The 17,308-nt window shown below is 37.2% G+C and carries 19 protein-coding genes and 1 pseudogene; 8 read left to right on the forward strand and 12 right to left on the reverse strand.

Annotated features, from left to right (window positions below):
- Positions 1-195, forward strand: a pseudogene (locus JOC76_RS20410) (IS5/IS1182 family transposase); the annotation flags it as partial.
- A gap of 710 nt (positions 196-905) precedes the next feature.
- Here JOC76_RS20410 and dapF read toward each other — a convergent pair.
- The 4 genes from dapF to JOC76_RS20430 form a co-directional block, all read right to left on the reverse strand.
- Positions 906-1,901 carry a diaminopimelate epimerase gene (gene dapF, locus JOC76_RS20415; protein ID WP_205180634.1) on the reverse strand — a complete coding sequence of 332 codons (996 nt, stop codon included), beginning with the start codon at positions 1,899-1,901 and terminating at the stop codon, positions 906-908.
- A gap of 73 nt (positions 1,902-1,974) precedes the next feature.
- Positions 1,975-2,760, reverse strand: a complete 786-nt coding sequence (locus JOC76_RS20420; protein WP_205180635.1) for a hypothetical protein — start codon at positions 2,758-2,760, stop codon at positions 1,975-1,977.
- Positions 2,761-3,065: 305 nt separating this feature from the next.
- Positions 3,066-3,920, reverse strand: a complete 855-nt coding sequence (locus tag JOC76_RS20425) for a patatin-like phospholipase family protein (protein WP_205180636.1) — start codon at positions 3,918-3,920, stop codon at positions 3,066-3,068.
- A gap of 179 nt (positions 3,921-4,099) precedes the next feature.
- Complete coding sequence (locus tag JOC76_RS20430) at positions 4,100-4,423, reverse strand: DUF4870 domain-containing protein (protein WP_205180637.1); 324 nt, start codon at positions 4,421-4,423, stop codon at positions 4,100-4,102.
- A gap of 183 nt (positions 4,424-4,606) precedes the next feature.
- On the opposite strand from JOC76_RS20430, the gene JOC76_RS20435 reads away from it, so the two are divergent.
- Positions 4,607-5,734, forward strand: a complete 1,128-nt coding sequence (locus tag JOC76_RS20435; RefSeq protein WP_205180638.1) for an amidohydrolase — start codon at positions 4,607-4,609, stop codon at positions 5,732-5,734.
- A gap of 296 nt (positions 5,735-6,030) precedes the next feature.
- Positions 6,031-6,588: a GNAT family N-acetyltransferase gene (locus JOC76_RS20440; protein WP_205180639.1), complete on the forward strand. Its 558-nt coding sequence runs from the start codon at positions 6,031-6,033 to the stop codon at positions 6,586-6,588.
- 47 nt (positions 6,589-6,635) lie between these two features.
- Here the strand turns inward: JOC76_RS20440 and JOC76_RS20445 are convergent, their stop codons facing one another.
- The gene (locus JOC76_RS20445; RefSeq protein WP_205180640.1) at positions 6,636-6,788 is read right to left on the reverse strand and encodes a hypothetical protein; all 153 of its coding nucleotides are present in this window, start codon (positions 6,786-6,788) and stop codon (positions 6,636-6,638) included.
- Between the two features lie 103 nt (positions 6,789-6,891).
- On the reverse strand, positions 6,892-7,665 hold the full coding sequence (locus JOC76_RS20450; RefSeq protein ID WP_205180641.1) for an SDR family oxidoreductase: 774 nt from the start codon (positions 7,663-7,665) through the stop codon (positions 6,892-6,894).
- Positions 7,666-7,830: 165 nt separating this feature from the next.
- Between JOC76_RS20450 and JOC76_RS20455 the strand changes: the two genes are divergently transcribed.
- From JOC76_RS20455 to JOC76_RS20470, 4 genes are all read left to right on the forward strand, one after another.
- Entirely contained in the window at positions 7,831-8,073 is a 243-nt protein-coding gene (locus tag JOC76_RS20455) for a spore germination protein (RefSeq protein WP_205180642.1), read from the forward strand.
- A gap of 14 nt (positions 8,074-8,087) precedes the next feature.
- Positions 8,088-8,330 (forward strand): spore germination protein, encoded by a 243-nt coding sequence (locus JOC76_RS20460; protein ID WP_205180643.1) that lies wholly within the window; start codon positions 8,088-8,090, stop codon positions 8,328-8,330.
- Positions 8,331-8,386: 56 nt separating this feature from the next.
- Positions 8,387-8,821, forward strand: a complete 435-nt coding sequence (locus tag JOC76_RS20465) for an Hsp20/alpha crystallin family protein (protein WP_307784748.1) — start codon at positions 8,387-8,389, stop codon at positions 8,819-8,821.
- 164 nt (positions 8,822-8,985) lie between these two features.
- A complete protein-coding gene (locus tag JOC76_RS20470) occupies positions 8,986-9,306 on the forward strand; it encodes a hypothetical protein (protein ID WP_205180645.1) in 321 nt (106 codons plus the stop codon).
- Between the two features lie 67 nt (positions 9,307-9,373).
- Here JOC76_RS20470 and JOC76_RS20475 read toward each other — a convergent pair whose 3' ends face one another.
- Positions 9,374-9,829: a FixH family protein gene (locus JOC76_RS20475; RefSeq protein ID WP_205180646.1), complete on the reverse strand. Its 456-nt coding sequence runs from the start codon at positions 9,827-9,829 to the stop codon at positions 9,374-9,376.
- Positions 9,830-9,957: 128 nt separating this feature from the next.
- On the opposite strand from JOC76_RS20475, the gene JOC76_RS20480 reads away from it, so the two are divergent.
- Entirely contained in the window at positions 9,958-10,200 is a 243-nt protein-coding gene (locus JOC76_RS20480; RefSeq protein ID WP_205180647.1) for a DNA alkylation repair protein, read from the forward strand.
- A gap of 326 nt (positions 10,201-10,526) precedes the next feature.
- On the opposite strand, the gene JOC76_RS20485 is transcribed toward JOC76_RS20480, so the two are convergent.
- The 5 genes from JOC76_RS20485 to deoD form a co-directional block, all read right to left on the reverse strand.
- Positions 10,527-11,348, reverse strand: coding sequence for a hypothetical protein (locus tag JOC76_RS20485; RefSeq protein ID WP_205180648.1), 822 nt, complete (start codon positions 11,346-11,348; stop codon positions 10,527-10,529).
- An 87-nt stretch (positions 11,349-11,435) separates the two neighbouring features.
- Complete coding sequence (locus JOC76_RS20490; RefSeq protein WP_205180649.1) at positions 11,436-12,353, reverse strand: CobW family GTP-binding protein; 918 nt, start codon at positions 12,351-12,353, stop codon at positions 11,436-11,438.
- Between the two features lie 77 nt (positions 12,354-12,430).
- On the reverse strand, positions 12,431-13,948 hold the full coding sequence (locus JOC76_RS20495; protein WP_372441985.1) for a lmo1851 family serine protease: 1,518 nt from the start codon (positions 13,946-13,948) through the stop codon (positions 12,431-12,433).
- A 222-nt stretch (positions 13,949-14,170) separates the two neighbouring features.
- Positions 14,171-16,363, reverse strand: coding sequence for a heavy metal translocating P-type ATPase (locus JOC76_RS20500; RefSeq protein ID WP_205180650.1), 2,193 nt, complete (start codon positions 16,361-16,363; stop codon positions 14,171-14,173).
- A gap of 94 nt (positions 16,364-16,457) precedes the next feature.
- A complete protein-coding gene (gene deoD, locus JOC76_RS20505; protein WP_205180651.1) occupies positions 16,458-17,162 on the reverse strand; it encodes a purine-nucleoside phosphorylase in 705 nt (234 codons plus the stop codon).
- Positions 17,163-17,308: the final 146 nt, after the last annotated feature.

Raw genomic sequence — 17,308 nt, forward strand, 5'->3', positions numbered from 1 at the left:
CAAGAAACAGAAAGATTCAAACAACTAGCAAAAACTCGCTATAAAATTGAAGCCAAAAATAGCGAACTTAAACATAGGCACGGGTTTAAAATAGCAAATTCCTCGGGTCTATTTGGCATGGAAATTCAAGGGGCAACAGCGATATTCGCAGTGAATATTAAGCGGATTCTAAAGCTCCTAAATGAAAAAGTGTAAAAGAAGACAAAGAAAAAGGTGACATTTCATCAAATTTAAGACGGAATGTCACCTTTTTTTATTAGCTCAAAATGAAAAGTTTAAAAAACGTAAGTTTTTCAGTGCCCTCGCTTAGGCGCCTGCGGGGTCTCCAGTGACCTCTCTATCCCGCAGGAGTCGAGTGCCCTCCGCTCCATTCAACAGGGGGGGCATATCAACCTAATGTATTGCAACTCACTTTTTCTAACCTTTCCAAGTGTGTTGCAATCTTTTTAATATTTTGGCAGGCTACAGTAAGAAATGCCTGTTCACTTGCACTCTTTAATCCCTGAAACCGGCAATAGCGAGCCTGTGCAGCCTTCCCGAGTCTGCTATGCATCGCTCAATTTTTTCTTTACTAAATTACTAAGAAGGTTGTCCACCTTGAACTAATTCATCTATAGATCCAAATTAATATTCACTTTGGCTAGACTCTTTTGGTTTAAACATTGAATTCACCAAGTCTCTTTAATATTTAGTATAGCTGAAATCCTTATTGAAAACACTCTGTTGATTGGCGCGGAAGGCACGAAGACTCCTGCGGGAGTACGGGGCAGGGGAGACCCCGCAAGAGCGAAGCGATGAGGAGGCTCCCCGGCACGCCCGCGGAAAGCGAAGTGCCTGGAGCGCCAATCAACAGACTTGTTGGTAGCCGAAATTAATAATTAATAACAAATTTACGCGGTAAATTGTTAAAATAATTGATAAAATAATATTGTTTGTTTAATCATTTGTTGTGCATCTTCTTGAAGCTTCTCATATGTCGCTTGTTCAGCTAGATTTTTCCTTGAGGAAACCGTAAATGTTTTTTCTTCAAGATTTAACGATACGGAAGCTTGATAAAGATACGTAGCATTTCCAATTAGGTCAATCGAATAAGTATCCTCTAGTTTATGGACAACACATTGAACTCGACCACCATTATTATAGACGTTAATGCCTTTTTCATATTCATTTATATCAAGTAAACAAGTGACAAGAGAAGAAGCTGACATTGCTGTACCACACGCATTTGTAAATCCTACTCCCCTTTCAAAGGTTCGAACATAGATAGAATCCTTTTGAAGCGGACTTACAAAGCTTACATTTACACCATCTGGAAATAAATGATTGGGACCGTTCACTTTCTCACTAAGCTGTTTTTGAAGATTACTGCTTAGCTGCTCTGTTTCCACAATTGAAATCAAATGTGGATTAGGTACGGCTAAGGCGGTAAATTTTAGCTCTGGTGACAATTCTTCAATTTTCTCATTGAAAACGGAAGACTTATTTAAGTTCAATGGCAGTGCCTTTAAATCAAACAGGACTGGAGAAATCTCAACCTGGTAGGTATGGACCTGAGGAAAGATGTCCTCCTGTTTACTAACCTTAAGATTTGCTTTCATGGTTTCGATGACTGCCTTATTCAAACCTTTTAACTCGCAAATATATCTTGCGACCAGACGCAGACCATTTCCACACATGGAAGCTTCTGAACCGTCTGCATTGAAAACTCGCATTCTACCAACAGCATGTTCACTATTCATCACAAACAGAATCCCATCTGCTCCAAGTTCGGAATTCCGGTTACATAAAACCCTTGCAAGAGTTGCTCGATCTTCTTCTGTAAACGTATATTCATTTGAAATTTCATCAATGATGAGAAAGTCATTTCCTGACCCATGACCTTTAATTAAATCAATTTGCACAAGATTTACCCCCACAATAACTATGTTTAATTCATCATATCAAACATTATACTGGAAGGAAACAATCTTGCTGTTATCTTTCTACAAAGAATTCATTAATTAAAAACGACATTCTAAGGAGCTTTTCACTTTCTGACATACTCTCCCTTATTGATAGTACGGGTGTATTGGGTTCTGGAAACAAGGGGCTCCACTCCATTGGCATCCATCCCCTGCGCAGCCTTCCCACCTCTTGATTTTTTGGATCATATACATGTACGTCCATGAAGGCTTTTGCACCTTCCACCATGCCAATATACTTTCCGGATTGGTCCATCAGTTCCTTTTTGTCTTGCAAAAAACCTTTACTCTTTTTTTCAAATTCTCCTAAAAAGGTCCGATTATTATCATAGACCTCAATCTTTAATACTTTTTTTCCTGTAAGTTTAAAAAAACCCTGTACTTGATCTTCCATATTATATAAGGCGTAGGTCCTGGAAAGCTTAAATCTTTTTAAACCTGTTCCTTTATATTTTTTTATTTGCCCTGCTAAATGGCCATCAGGAAAATAGAGAAATAAACATGAGGACTGGGAATTCCTGAAAAGCACTAAAAGATGACGTGCATCAAAAATCGATTTGGCAGTTCTTTTAGAAGATTGCAAATTCCTTCTAATCGCAATTGATTGCCTCATTCTAAAAAGGTAGATTTGAAAACTAATGAAGCTATAAATCAAAAATGGAATTGTCAGCAACATGATATTATTATTCTTTAAAACAGATAGATTCCCTATAACAATCATAATAGTTGGAACAAGTGAAGCAATACTACCATTTAAGTGCATATGAGCTGTATCCCGGTAATATTCATTTATTTTCATCATGATAACCCCTTATCAAATCCTCTACTAACAGTGTATTTACTAGGGTTAAAAAAAATGATAGAAGATTTTCACTTTTTAAAAGAAGGCTGTGTTAGACTTGAATGTTGATTTCCCTCCAGGCGCTCAGCAAACCCGCGGGCGTGCCGGGGAGCCTCCTCGACGCCAAAAGCGTCTGCGGGGTCTCCCCGGCCCCGTACTCCCGCAGGAGTCGAGCGCCTTCCGCTCCAATCAACATTGTTTCAAAATAAACAATTATCATTAACACTGCCTAAAGAAAGAGAAGAGCCTGCTAAGACTCTTCTCTACCTTTCAATATAGGAAATAATTTTGGTCATGGATTCCTTTGCATCACTATAACCCTGGTTATATAACTCTCCTAGCCTTTGTGGGTTTCTTTCCATCCTTCCCACTTTTAAAGGCTCAGACGGACGAATAATCAGCACATTGCCGGCTGTTTCTTCCTTTTCTAAATAATCAATGGTATCGTTATAAAGACAATATCTCATTCGTAAAGACTGTTGTAAACCCTTGTAATTTGGATACTTCCGGTCAACAAGGAAGTGAAATTTGGACGGTTTTTTTAAATAACCTTTATTTCTAGTTAAAATCACAATATTTTTCTTATAGCCATCCTGTTGTGCTTTCTTGATAGGAATGGGATCACTTATGCCGCCGTCTAGTAAAATTTTGTCCTGGTACCTGATTTCCGGTGCGATAAATGGCAGAGAACTAGATGCCCTTAGGACTGTTAACAACTCCTGACCATAATCCTGCTTTTTAAAATACACAGGCATACCCGTTAAGCAATCCGTTGTCCCTACGACAAACTCTGATGGACTGTTATAGAAAACATCGTAATGATACGGTACATGTTGATTAGGAATTTCATCAAAAATAAAATCCATTCCAAAAAACTGCCTGTTCTTAAAGTAATTTCGCCATGAGATATACCTAGGGTCACTTGCATAATCTACCGTAACCGTTTTATTTCTTCCTTTTTGCTTTGATAGATAGGAAGCGGCATTACAGGCACCTGCCGAAACACCAATAACATAAGGAAAAAACAAATCTTGTTCTAAAAAATATTCCAGGATTCCGGCAGTATAAACACCCCGCATACCGCCGCCTTCTAAAACTAAACCTGTTTGGCTAAACACACTGCCTCACCCCTAACACTTCATTCATTTATACCTTCCATATTATAAAATAATCATAACCTTAAAGAAAATAATACGATTCTTATGTGACTTGGCATTTCCGTTTATTTTGTTACAAAACAACTGGAAACACTTGCAAAAAACCCGACATATTTTTTGTCGGGTTTTTTATCAACCTATTATTTTATTAATCTAAATATCCATGGGAAATGATATTCTTGACCTTCGTATGCTTTAATGGCTGCGATAATACTAAATATAAGTGCTGCAATCCCTAGCGCCCATAACAGAAAAATCCCAATAATGACAAAGGTCAAAATGCCAGCCACGACGGAATAAACGAAATAAGAAATAAAAAAATTAAAATATTCCTTACCGTGGAAATTTATAAACGATGATTCTTCCTTTTTTAACAACCAAATAATAAGTGGAGCTATGATTGGAAAAAATAGGCTTAAGACATAAATACCTGCTGCTAATAACTTTTCCTCGCTCTTAATCATTTCCATCTTCCCTCCAAGGAATATATTTATGCATTACGATAATATTTACGCTCTGTTCGTTTAAAGGTTTCGTGATTTTTTTGAAAATATGGAAAATAAATTACAACCTGAAATCTTTCACATAGACATATATGGAGTATAAATAGATAAAATACTATTAACTACTTAAAGAAAGGTATTATTATGAATAAAATACTTTTAAAAAATGCAAATATTTATCCTGTAACCGCTAAACCGGCCCCAAGTACTGATCTCCTTATAGAGGATGGAACAATAAAAAAAATAGGTAAAAATTTAAAATCAGATTTAACAGTAACCATTATTGATTGCTCAAATTCTTATTTATTTCCTGGTTTTATTGATGTTCATACACACTTAGGTTTATATGACGAGGGGACTGGATGGGCCGGGAACGATGCAAATGAAACTGTCGAAGCACTTACACCCCATATTCGAGCTATTGATGGAGTTTATCCATTGGACCAGGCGTTCACCGACGCCATTAAAAGCGGAATTACCACTGTTCATGTTATGCCCGGCAGTGCTAATGTGATTGGAGGAACCACATCTGTTATTAAAACAACTGGAAAAAACATCAAAAAAATGATTATTCAAGAAATAGCTGGATTAAAAATGGCATTAGGGGAAAATCCAAAAAGAATTCACAGTCATGGGAATAGTGAATCCATCACTCGAATGGGAATTATGGGAATGCTCAGGGAAGCATTTTATAAAGCCATTCATACTGATAATCCTGATGATTTACGAATTGCTCCGATTGTGATGGCATTGAAGAGGGAAATACCGGTAAGGATCCATGCACATCGTGCTGATGATATCATTTCAGCGCTTCGCTTTGCAGAAGAGTTCCAGCTTGATTTGCGTATTGAACATTGTACAGAGGGACATCTTATTGCCAATGAATTAGCAGGACATCAGTTAAAGGTTTCTGTTGGACCAACACTTACAAGAAGATCGAAAGTAGAATTAAAAAATAAAACGTGGAAAACGTATCAAGAATTGACCAACCAGGGTTTGGAAGTATCCATTATAACTGACCATCCCTATACCCCGATCCAATATTTAAATATTTGCGCCAGCCTAGCCGTTCGAGAAGGCTTATCCGAGCAAAAAGCACTTGAGGGGATTACGATTCTTCCAGCCAGAAATTTAAGAATTGACAATAGAGTGGGCAGTATTGAGGAAGGCAAGGATGCCGATTTGGTACTGTGGACCCATCATCCGTTCCATTATTTAGCCAAACCAAAATGGACGATGATTGGAGGGGAATTTGTTTATTTGGAAACGTAGATTCGTGTAGAAAATTGGCAAAAAATGTGTGCGAAAAACCGCAAAAAACCTATTTCTTTTTTATTATTTTTCTAGTATGATACTCTAAGAAAATAATTTAGCAGCTATTTTGGGGGTTTATGGATTAAACTGCAACAAAAAAATGAAATAGGGAAGGCAAATGGTGCGCCACCAGTTTACTGGTTCTAGTGGGTTCGATTCCCACCCCGAAATTTTTTACGTAACTTTATAAAAAATTTCGAGGGTGGACCGCTTCTTTTGACATGGGATCGGAATGCCCTAATGGAGGGATTTTCATGTTGAAAAAACGTGATTTACACGACAGCCAGGCACTGTACGAACTTATGACGCATCCAGATGTCTTCCCTTTTGTACGTCAAAAAGCTGATTCGTATGAAGAATTCTTATTTATCACCAAGCAAACTATTGAAGCAGAAGAACGCGGTGAATTAGTTTCACGGACCATTCTTGATGAATGGGGTAATCCCATTGGGACCATTAATTTATTTGACATCGAGGATGGTGCTGGATTTTTAGGAACATGGCTAGGTAAACCTTATCATGGGAAGGGGTATAATGCCCCCGCAAAGGAAGCTTTTTTTCATGAACTTTTTTACGAAACAGGAATTGAGACGGTTTTTATGAGAATTCGAAAAGAAAATATCCGCTCGATAAAAGCCGCCGAAAAACTTCCATATGTTGTAAAATCAAATGAAACTAGGTTAGCTCTTTACGAACGATTGAATGCAAGTGGAGATGTTTATGACTTATATGAAATTCCGAAAGATTTATATACATTCCATTTGTTACGCTCTGGAACAGATCAAACAGATTCCCATTTATTAGAAGCATAAAAAAGCAATCGGTTTTGCCGATTGCTTTTTCATTTATATATAATATATTATTCCAATAAGTTTTGTTCATTGTTTACTTCACTCAGTCCCATATGGAGCAAAAATTCATCTAATTCCTCATTTGTTAAAGTTTCAAAGCGTCCGTCATGAAAAAAAACCTGTGTTTGATTAGGATTAATTCGGTTAATGTTAAAACTCATAATTTTCTTTGCTCCTTTCATAGATGAATAAATTCTATTATCTACAAAGAGAGCCATTTTCATTCCCCAAAAACAAATTGTTCAAAAAACTTTAAAATTTTATTTACTTTCTAAATGTTTTTCCAAGGACATCTATTCCACCGGTTACAGGAATTATACTCCCAGTAATAAAATCAGAATGATTATCTGTTAAAAAACGAATCACACGAGCAATATCCTCACCAGTTCCCTGTCTTCCTATCGTGTTTTTTTCCCCTCTTGCCATGACAGCTTCTATGATGTCTTTTTCTTTCCATTCGTTAGTAATATCACCAGGACAAATCATATTGGCGGTAATCCCATGTGCCGCTTCTTCCATAGCAATCGTTCTTGTCAAAGAGGCTAAACCCGTTTTTGCCGCTGCAAATGCCGATCGATAAATCCACCCAGGGGAAGTTTCAACCCGATCATAACCTAACGTGATAATCCTGCCCCAGCTTTGTTTGCGCATAACCGGAATAATCAATTTTGACAAATAAAATACAGCTGTTAAGTTCCCTTGAATTAAATAATTCCATTCCTCAAAAGAGTATTCCGTCAGCTTTTTTCGTTCATGTATGTAAGGACCTGCATTATGAATTAAGACATCTACACTAGAATATTCTGAGAGGGTTTCATTGACAATACGCTCACAATCCTCTTTGTTAGCCACATCACCTTGAATTGCTGTTGTTTTTATCCCGAATCGTTCTCCTAATTGCTTTCCTAAGAAAACAGCTTCTGACTCACTCTTTCGATAGTTGATCACAAGTTGATATCCGTTTTCCGCAAGCAGTTCTGCCGTTTTTTTGCCAATACCAGAAGCTCCTCCTGTAATCAAAGCCGTTTTCTTTTTCACCATCATTACCTCTCTAAAAAAAATTTCTTTCTTTATATATATGTTAAAAACAAATGATTATATATGCAAATTTTATCAATTGCCCTTTACTTGGTTTGAAGTTTTGATAACGGATGGGCGATTGATTGCATATGATGGGATAACAACAATAAAGGATGTGACAGGATGCAGACTGTAATTAATATCTTCAGCCTGAAAATCAACAGTGTATCGAACAACGGGTCTGTCAACATCGGCGAAGCCCTTCATAACGCCCATACAGCCAATACAAAATCTCAAGGCCAAAATTCATCCTATGGAGATTTTGCACCGCCAACTGCGGCTATGGAGAATGTTTTTATTGATCCAGACATCAATGATATGGGCGATATCGCAAATCCATCAAACGTCTTTAGTAATTCGAAATAAAGGACTGAAATAAAATGCCTTTTCAAATAAACATTTTTAATATAAAGACGAATTCTATTGCAAATAATGCAAATATTTCGCTAGGACCCTCTGTACAAAATAGCCATACAGCGAACCAAAAATGGATTGGCTCAAATTTTGCTCTAGGGGATTTATCTCCTTCGAGTTCATTCTCTCTCAATGGCTTCGGAGATACAGATATTAGTGATCAAGACCAAATTGCCAATCCATCTACGCCAATTGCAAATCAATTTTAGATTTAGAGAGGTTGAAAGAAATGTTTCCTTGGAATATGTTTCCTTTTACAAAGGATATGAAAGATTCTTTACAAAAAATGAAACCGGAAGAAATCAACAATTATGTTCAAGACCTTATAGGTAAGATGATACCGAATATGGGCGATATGATGGGTGGTCAGGATATCTTCAATCGTTTTCAAACATCTGATCCAATAAAAAAAACAACAAATGCATTAAATTCCACGGCTTTTGAGACACATGATTATGTTTTTGTCAGAATTCCAATTCGCAATGAAGACTGGCTTCACCAGCTTCGTTTATATCATACTTCTAATCAGCTTATTGTCGAACATATCCCCGAGAGAGAGGATTCAAATACAATCACCCTTCCGGCCATTGTTAAAAAGAAAGGTGCTACTGCTAATTATAAAGATGGAATTCTCGAAATAAAAATTCCCAAAAATATTGATATGCAATACTCACAAATCGACGTCACAGAAATTCTGTAAACGTCGATTTTTTTTGCATGTTTCTGGTAATTACAAATAAGATTAACTAAGGAAAGCATCTTGGGCGGTTTTTGAACAAAACCAATTCTGAATAGAGGGTTTTTATGCGATTTTTCTTTCGCTTGTTCACTTCAAATAAAACTTTTACGAAAAAAATATCGGAATTGGAAAAAAAAATTTCCTCCTTAGAATCAACCATTAATGATGTTAAAACAGAAGTAAAATCCATTCCTGTTCCTGTTGCTGCAAAGGAACATGATGATTCTCCAGCTATTCAAATTAACCACCTACAGGTTGACCAAATAGTTATTGAACACTTAGATTATGCAAATAATTTTGGTCAATTAGGAATAAAGGAACTATCTGGCAGGTTAAATATTGGCTCGAGTTATGAAGGAGATATATCCGAAAAGGTCAATGAAATCGTTAAACAAAAACTAGGGAAAGAAGCTACCGTTAATATTAAGGCCAAAAAAGAGGAATAATATTTGCTAAACTTTAATTCAATCCAATGGATTAAAGGCAGCCAATAAGGCTGCCTTTTTTCTTTGTTTATTTATTGTCATTCATGTCCATTCCGTCCATTGAGCTACTGGAAGTGGAATCTTCCTTTTCACTTGGTGTTCCAACAGTAAATTCCTTCTTGGGCATGTTATGCATATCTCTGGCTGTAACATGGGAAATAATATAGTAAGTTCCCTCTTGTTGGAATGATTTTTCTAGGCGATAAACACCAGCTTCTGCATGTTTGATGGAAATTTTTTCATGTCTATCATCTTTAGATCGCCAAATTTCAAAGGTAACGTCAGCATCATTGATTTTTTCTTTTCCTTGTGTAACCTTTGCTTCAAATGTGATGGGCTTATTTGGTTGACCCGGATTAGGATTTACTGACAAACTTACATTGACCATTTCAGGCATTTTACTTGATTCCTCATTCTGTTTGCTACAAGATACGGCAGCTATCACCGACAACAGTGCAATTAACATAAATACTAGCTTTTTCATGGTATCTTCTCCCCTACCTGTCATCTATCATTCTAAATTTGTAAACCTTTCCTTTACTTGCATTGTTACATATTTACCAATATTTTTGCAAAAAATATTGATTAAATAACCTTAGTGAGGAGATAGATATGTCAACCCCTTATAAATGTCCAAATTGCAAAACCAATCGAACTCGTTTTAATATAATTGAGCAAGTTTCACATTCAGTTAAGCTTGATCCACAATCCGGAGATGTGCTTCGCGAATATGGTCAAAATGAGCTAGAACCTTTTCATCTCCCCTACAATGGACCGGGTTATCGAGTGCAATGTGGTGCTTGTGGATTAATTGAGGATGAATTGACCTTTATTAAATTTGGTGAACAGCGATAAGAAAAGCGCAAGCGCCTTGGTTAGCCCCGACAAGCACAAGACAAGCCGGCCGGAAGGTTGCCTTTTAACCTTTTGGACGGATTGACCTAAATGTGGAGGCGACTGTTCTGGGACGAAGACATAAGACGCACCCTGTAAGAAGGCGCTCTTTGCCTTCTTCAGGGGGCGGCTTATGTCTTGAGTCCCAAGGAGCCGAAACTAGATAAGCTTGTGACCTCGAGGGGCTAGGCGCTGGAGCTAGACAATTCTCGAATTTGAAATTTATTCTTTCCTATTTGTTAACATGAGAAAACACCTTTAGCCAAATCGCTAAAGGTGTTTTCTTTTTAGAGATGATTCTCTTGTAGAAATGGCTTGGAATCCACTTTCCAAGCATCAACAGGTGAAAATCTAATTAAGTGAATTTCTCCCCGAAACGTTTGCCTGCCTACATCCTTAATGTACCAGTCAATCACTAAAGGAACATCTAACCTGATTTCTTCCTTCAAATCTTCAGGGGGCAACATTTCTAAACGTGAAATCCTTACATTTTCGACTTTATTTAAAATAGGTGACCAAGTTATTTTTTGCAACGATATGCTCGAGACAATGTGAGAATCCTGCTGTTTATATCCTGCGATATAAGCGTTTATTACTTGATATGGATCTGCTTTTGCTAAGTAATTATTTAAGTAGCCAGATGCCTTATATATCATTAGCATGTGTGACAAGTCCATTGAATTGGTTCGATGGGTCGTACTGCCATAAAAATGAATGCAAAAATGGCCGGGGAAATTATTCTGTAAGGCTCCCCCTCCATGGGGCATACCATGCATGGATGCGGCAATTTTGTGCTTTTTATATATGACATAAATAGCGCGCCGTTTCCAACTCCATTTACCTCCATAGATATTTTTCATGATTTTTGTATCTTTTGAAGTAAGAGGTTGTACATCGGCATGATGACTGCCTGCCCGTCTTTGTACCTCAAATTTTTTCCCTGTTTCCATATCCTGAACCGTAAACTTTGTGTATTTGGGTAATATTAGATCAGCCTTATTCCATTCCGGCATTTCAATACTACTCCTTTTCCCGCTTTCGGCATGTACTCCGTATCCATTTAGGAGGAAAATTGCAACTATTAAACAACATCCTACTGTCCTCTTCATGATGCTCCTCCTTTAATGGTTTTTGCTACATTAAAAGAGTTACCTGAATTAGAAAGTATCATTCATTATTCACAAATTTTCACTAAATTAACGAGCTGCATCTTCTCTTTCAAGTGATGAAAGCTGGGCCTGTATGATATCCCAATCAACATTCTCACCAATAAAAACTAAGTTCAACGGCATGTTCATGTACTCTTTCATATAAAGCGGCATTCCGTAAGCGTATTGGAAAAGGAATGGATACTCTGAATATTGAAACTTAACATAGCCTTTTATCCGGTAAATGGTATTAGGTAATTGTTTTAAAAATTCTTCAAAACTGGTATCGCATATTGCATTCTTAAACTGATAAACGTATGTAGATAGATTTAAATGGATATGTCTGGATTCCTTATTTCCAACTTGAGATAACCCTCTGAGTCGTTCTATGGGAACTTTCGAATAATTAGTTAGTAAACAATGTGCATGAGGATTTAGTCCCTGAATTTCAAAAATAAGCTGGGCCTTTTCACTTTCTTTTAGCATATCAATTTTATTGATTAGAATTAGGTCTGCATTTTTCACTTGTTCAAGAAGCAATTGCTGCAGCTGCGGGCTTAACGCTTTTCTGTCTCTCCACCTCAATCCATCCACTGCCGTTAAAATCCCTTTAATCAATAATTGATCCGCAAACAAAGGAGAAAGGATGGAATCTAATACTTCAACAGGATGAGCTGCACCTGTTGTTTCAATATAAATAACATCTGGTTGCTCATTTATTAGTAATCCTTGCAGCTGTGCTTCAAGTTTATCCTGAATAGAACAACAAATGCAGCCCCCTAATAACTCCTTTAACAATACATCTTCTTCTACAGCATCAGAGTCAATGGAAACTTGCCCCAGTTCATTCATTATGACAGCTACATTTCTTCCAAGAAGACGCTCGTCCTCCAATAGCCGTTTTAACAATGTGGTTTTGCCACTTCCTAAAAATCCTGACAATATGTATACCTCTGCTTTTTTCATGTTTCTTCCCCTTCTTGTTTATAAAAGTTCTTAAGATATAGTTTAACCCGACTCCATCTGGAATCGGGTCATCATTATTATTTCATTCTGCTTTTTAGAACCTCAACCGCTTTTTGTAATTGGGTATCGCTGTTTTTTATTTTTCCACTTAAAACAGTCATAAGTTTTATAGTAGTATCACCTTTCAACACACCAGTTGCAGGGAGCTTCTGTGCTGTTTGGAATTTAATCACAGCTTGTTTCGTCTTTTCATCAAAGAACCCATCTTCCCGTCCTGGATCATACCCTATTGCCTTCAACATTTTTTGTGCCGTCTGAACTTCTGTGGATGAAGACGAAAGTTTCAATTCTTTATTTGAATCAATAATAGGTAATGTCGCATATTCCGGTAATGCCACTACTACATCTGGGGTTATTCCCTTTTTGTGAATCCAGTTACCATTTGGTGTTAACCATTTTGCGATCGTATATTTCAAATTAGAACCATCATCAAAATCAGCTGCGGTTTGAACTGTACCTTTACCGAAGGACTTTTCACCAATTAGAGGAACTCCTGCAGATTCTTTTAAAGCAGCTGCAGTTATTTCAGATGCACTGGCGCTTCCTGAATCAATTAATACAACTAGTGGAAGATCTGGATTTCCCTCATTCTGTGAAGTAATTTCCTTTATTTTTCCGTTTCGGTCTTCCTCTTTCACAATAACTTTTCCATTAGGAACAAACATACTTGAAATACTTACTGCTTGATCAAGTAATCCACCTGGATTTTGACGCAAGTCTAATACGAGACCTTTCATTCCTTTTTTCTTAAGGTCGTTTAAGGTATTTACTAATTCTTTTGAAGTGTTGCTTGAAAAGCTTGTAATTTGAACTTTTGCAATGGAATTATCAACCATTTCACCATAAACGGTATCAATTGGAATAGTATCTCGAACAATTGACAACGTCATAGGGGTTGCATTTCCAGGTCGTCGAATTGACAGGACCACTTTTGTTCCTTTTTTACCTCTAATCATTGTGACAGCTTCTGTTGAATTTTTCCCTTGAAGACTTTTTCCATTTACAGTAACAACAATATCATTCGGTTTAATACCTGCTTTTTCTGCAGGAGAGCCTTTAATAGGAGAAACAATGACGATATGTCCATCCTTTTCCTGAATCTCGGCACCAATACCTTCAAATGAAGAGGAAATGCTGTTATGGAAGCTCTTTGCTGCATCACTACTCATATAGTCTGAGTAGGGGTCGTCAAGTGAATTAACCATGCCATCAATGGCACCATTAATCAATTTTTTATCATTGACGTTCTGATAATAACCATTTTTCAAAGTATCAAAGGCTTCATAAAGTTTATTAAATTCCGTTCTGTCTGGTGTAACTGTCACTACCTTTTCTTTTCCAAATGCAAGAGCAAACGTTGTAATCCCAGCCGATAAGAAAACAAGGAAAAATAAAAGCATAATAAAATGAAACTTTTTCAAGCGTATGTAACTAGACTTATTTTCGGTCACTTGTTCTTGTCCTACTTTTTCTTCCTCAACTTTCACTTTTTCTTGATTTTTTTCTTCCAAAGACTTCACCACTTTCATTACCATAAATATTAATACTCCAACTTGTAGCTGGATTATATTCATATTTTTTAAAGGTCTATGCTAAAAAGTAAACCCTTAGTGATTAGAATAACATCTTTTATATAAAATTAACAAAGAAAAGTTAATGAATATAATAAGAATTACACTCAACTCCCTTTTTTCTATAGAAAACGGCACTTTCTAGTGAAAGCACCGCTTCATTTCCGGCAATATCTTTAGTCTTTTTTAAATTTTAACTCTCTTCAAACGAAGGGAATTAGACACAACAGATACTGAGCTAAAAGCCATCGCTGCCCCTGCCACCCAAGGCGCAAGTAAACCGAGTGCAGCGACCGGAATTCCTCCACTATTATAAATAAGAGCCCAGAAAAGATTTTGTTTGATATTTTGCATCGTTTTTTTGCTTAAGGAAATCGCTTTGGCAATCAAGGTAAGTTCTCCCCCAAGTATGGTAATATCCGCTGCCTCTATGGCGACATCTGTTCCTGTGCCTATGGCAATTCCAATATCGGCAACCGCAAGAGCAGGAGCATCATTGATTCCATCCCCCACCATTGCAACCTTTAAACCTTTAGACTGCAATTCCTTCACATGATTTGCTTTTTCTTCTGGAAGCACCTCAGCAATTACATTAGTTATACCTACTTGGTCGGCAATTGCCTTTGCGGTCCGTTCATTGTCTCCAGTTAGTAAATATACATCAATACCTAAGTCTGAGAGTTGCTTAACGGCTTGTACAGCTGTTTCTTTAACTGTATCCGCTACTGCCACAATACCCATTATCGTTTCATTGATTGCAATATACATCGCGGTTTTCCCTTCTATTTCGAAGCGAAGAAGATCATTTTCCCAATTATGATAAGAAATGCTTTTTAAATTCATTAATTTACGTGTTCCCACAAAGACCTCATCATTGCCTATTTTTGCTTCTATTCCATATCCAGGAATTGCCCTAAATCGTTTTACTGGCATGGTACTCGATCGTTTTTCAACTCCGTATCGCACAATCGCTTCAGCAAGGGGATGTTCTGAGGACTTTTCAGCTGAAACAAGATATTGAAGAACTTTTTTCTCCTCCTGATAGGCAATAAAATCCGTAACAACTGGTTGTCCTTTTGTAATCGTACCAGTTTTATCAAAAACGATCGCCTTGATTTTATGAGCAGTTTCAAGATGTTCCCCACCTTTAAAAAGAATTCCCATTTCAGCAGCTTTTCCTGTCCCAACCATAATAGAGGTTGGGGTTGCAAGACCTAAAGAACATGGACATGCAATGACAAGTACAGAAATAGCAATTTCTAATGCAGCTGGAAAATCGTAAGGATTAACAAAAAGATACCAAATAACAAACGTCACAATGGAAATTCCCACAACGACTGGAACAAAATAGCCAGAGATTAAATCTGCCAGGCGTTGTATTGGGGCCTTACTTCCCTGTGCTTCCTCGACAATATTTATGATGCCAGCAAGGGCTGTGTCTTTTCCTACTCTCGTCGCTTCCATTGTAAGCGTTCCATTTTTGTTCATGGTTGACCCAATAAGCTTATCCCCAACAGATTTTTCAACTGGTATAGATTCACCTGTTATCATTGATTCATCAACTGAAGACTGCCCTAAGATGACCTTTCCATCAACGGGAATTTTTTCACCGGGCTTGACTAATAATCGGTCAAATACCCTTACATCTTCTATTGGGATTCGCTGTTCTTTTCCATTTATAATTACAGTGGCTTCCTTTGCCTGAAGATTTAACAACTTAGAGATAGCAACCGTAGTTCTGCCCTTTGCCGTGGTTTCAAATAGTTTCCCTAGCAGTATCAACGTAATCAGAACAGCACTCGTTTCAAAATAAAGATGCGGCAAATAATTAGGATTTCGAATCGTTTTTAAGCCTTCTGACACGCTATAGAAATAGGCCGCAGATGTCCCTAATGCAACAAGAACATCCATATTAGCCCCTTTGCTCTTAAGTGATTTGTAGGCTGCAATATAAAACGGACCGCCAATATAAAACTGAACCGGTGTGGCTAATAAGAATTGAAACCATGGACTCATTAAAATAGATGGCATTGGTAGGCCGATGTCAACTGGGATATGAGCGAACATGGTATACAATAGGGGACTTGCAAGAATAACTGAAAGAAAAAATTTTTGTTTCTTCTGCTTAATCTCCTCTTCCTTATGTTGTTGTTTTGATTCCCTCTTCTCCATTTCCTTCGCTTCGTATCCGAGGCTTTCAATTCTTAAAATGATCTCATGACTTGTTACTCTGTCTTTTTCATAGGAAATTGCTGCACTTTCCATTGCTAAATTAACATTGGCTTCGACACCATTCATTTTATTCAGTACTTTTTCAATTCTGGTTGAACAAGCTGCACAAGTCATACCGGTTATATCTAATTTGAGCTGCTCCTTCATTTCGTTCACCTCCCTAATTAAATTCTCTTTTTTTTGCAAAGTTCCTTTTTCAAAAAAGAAATACCTCTTCCGATTTGGAAGAGGCTCATACAAATTATTCTTTAGTCGCAGCTTCTAATGCCACTTCAATCATTTCATTAAAGGTTAATTGTCTTTCTTCTGCCGTTGTCTCTTCACCTGTTAGAATATGGTCACTAACAGTAAGAACAGAGAGGGCTTTACGGTTAAATTTGGCAGCTAATGTATAAAGTGCAGTGGTCTCCATTTCAATGGCAAGGATCTGGTATTTTGCCCACTTTTCAAGCTCTGCATTATCATTATAAAATGAATCAGCAGTGAAAACATTTCCTACTCTTAGATTAAGTCCTTTCGCCACTCCAGCCTCATAAGCTCTTCTCAATAATTCAAAGTTTGCTGTTGGGGCAAAATCTACATGACCAAAGGTCAGTCGGTTCATATTGGAGTCAGTAGAGCTAGACATCGCCAAAATGACATCACGAACCTTTACGTCTTTTTGAATGGCACCGCAAGTGCCCACACGAATAAGGTTTTGAACATTATAACTTTGTATTAATTCATTAACATAAATAGAGATCGAAGGAACGCCCATCCCAGTACCTTGAACGGAGATTCTTTTTCCCTTATATGTACCGGTGTAACCAAACATGTTACGAACTTCATTATAACATTTGGCATCCTCTAAAAAAGTCTCTGCTATATATTTTGCCCGAAGTGGATCCCCTGGAAGTAATACGGTTTCCGCAATTTCATTTTCCTTTGCCCCTATATGTACACTCATTGATAAACCTCCAAGTAAAAAGTTAAAGTAGATACAGAAATAAGTTTGTACCATAGACACTATAACATAAACGTATTTTATTGAAAAACGATGACATGATTTTTTGAAATTGTGGGAACATATGATTAGGTTAAAAGGAGGGGTAG

Origin of the sequence: Neobacillus cucumis (assembly GCF_016908975.1) — a bacterium.
Classification (GTDB): domain Bacteria; phylum Bacillota; class Bacilli; order Bacillales; family Cytobacillaceae; genus Neobacillus; species Neobacillus cucumis.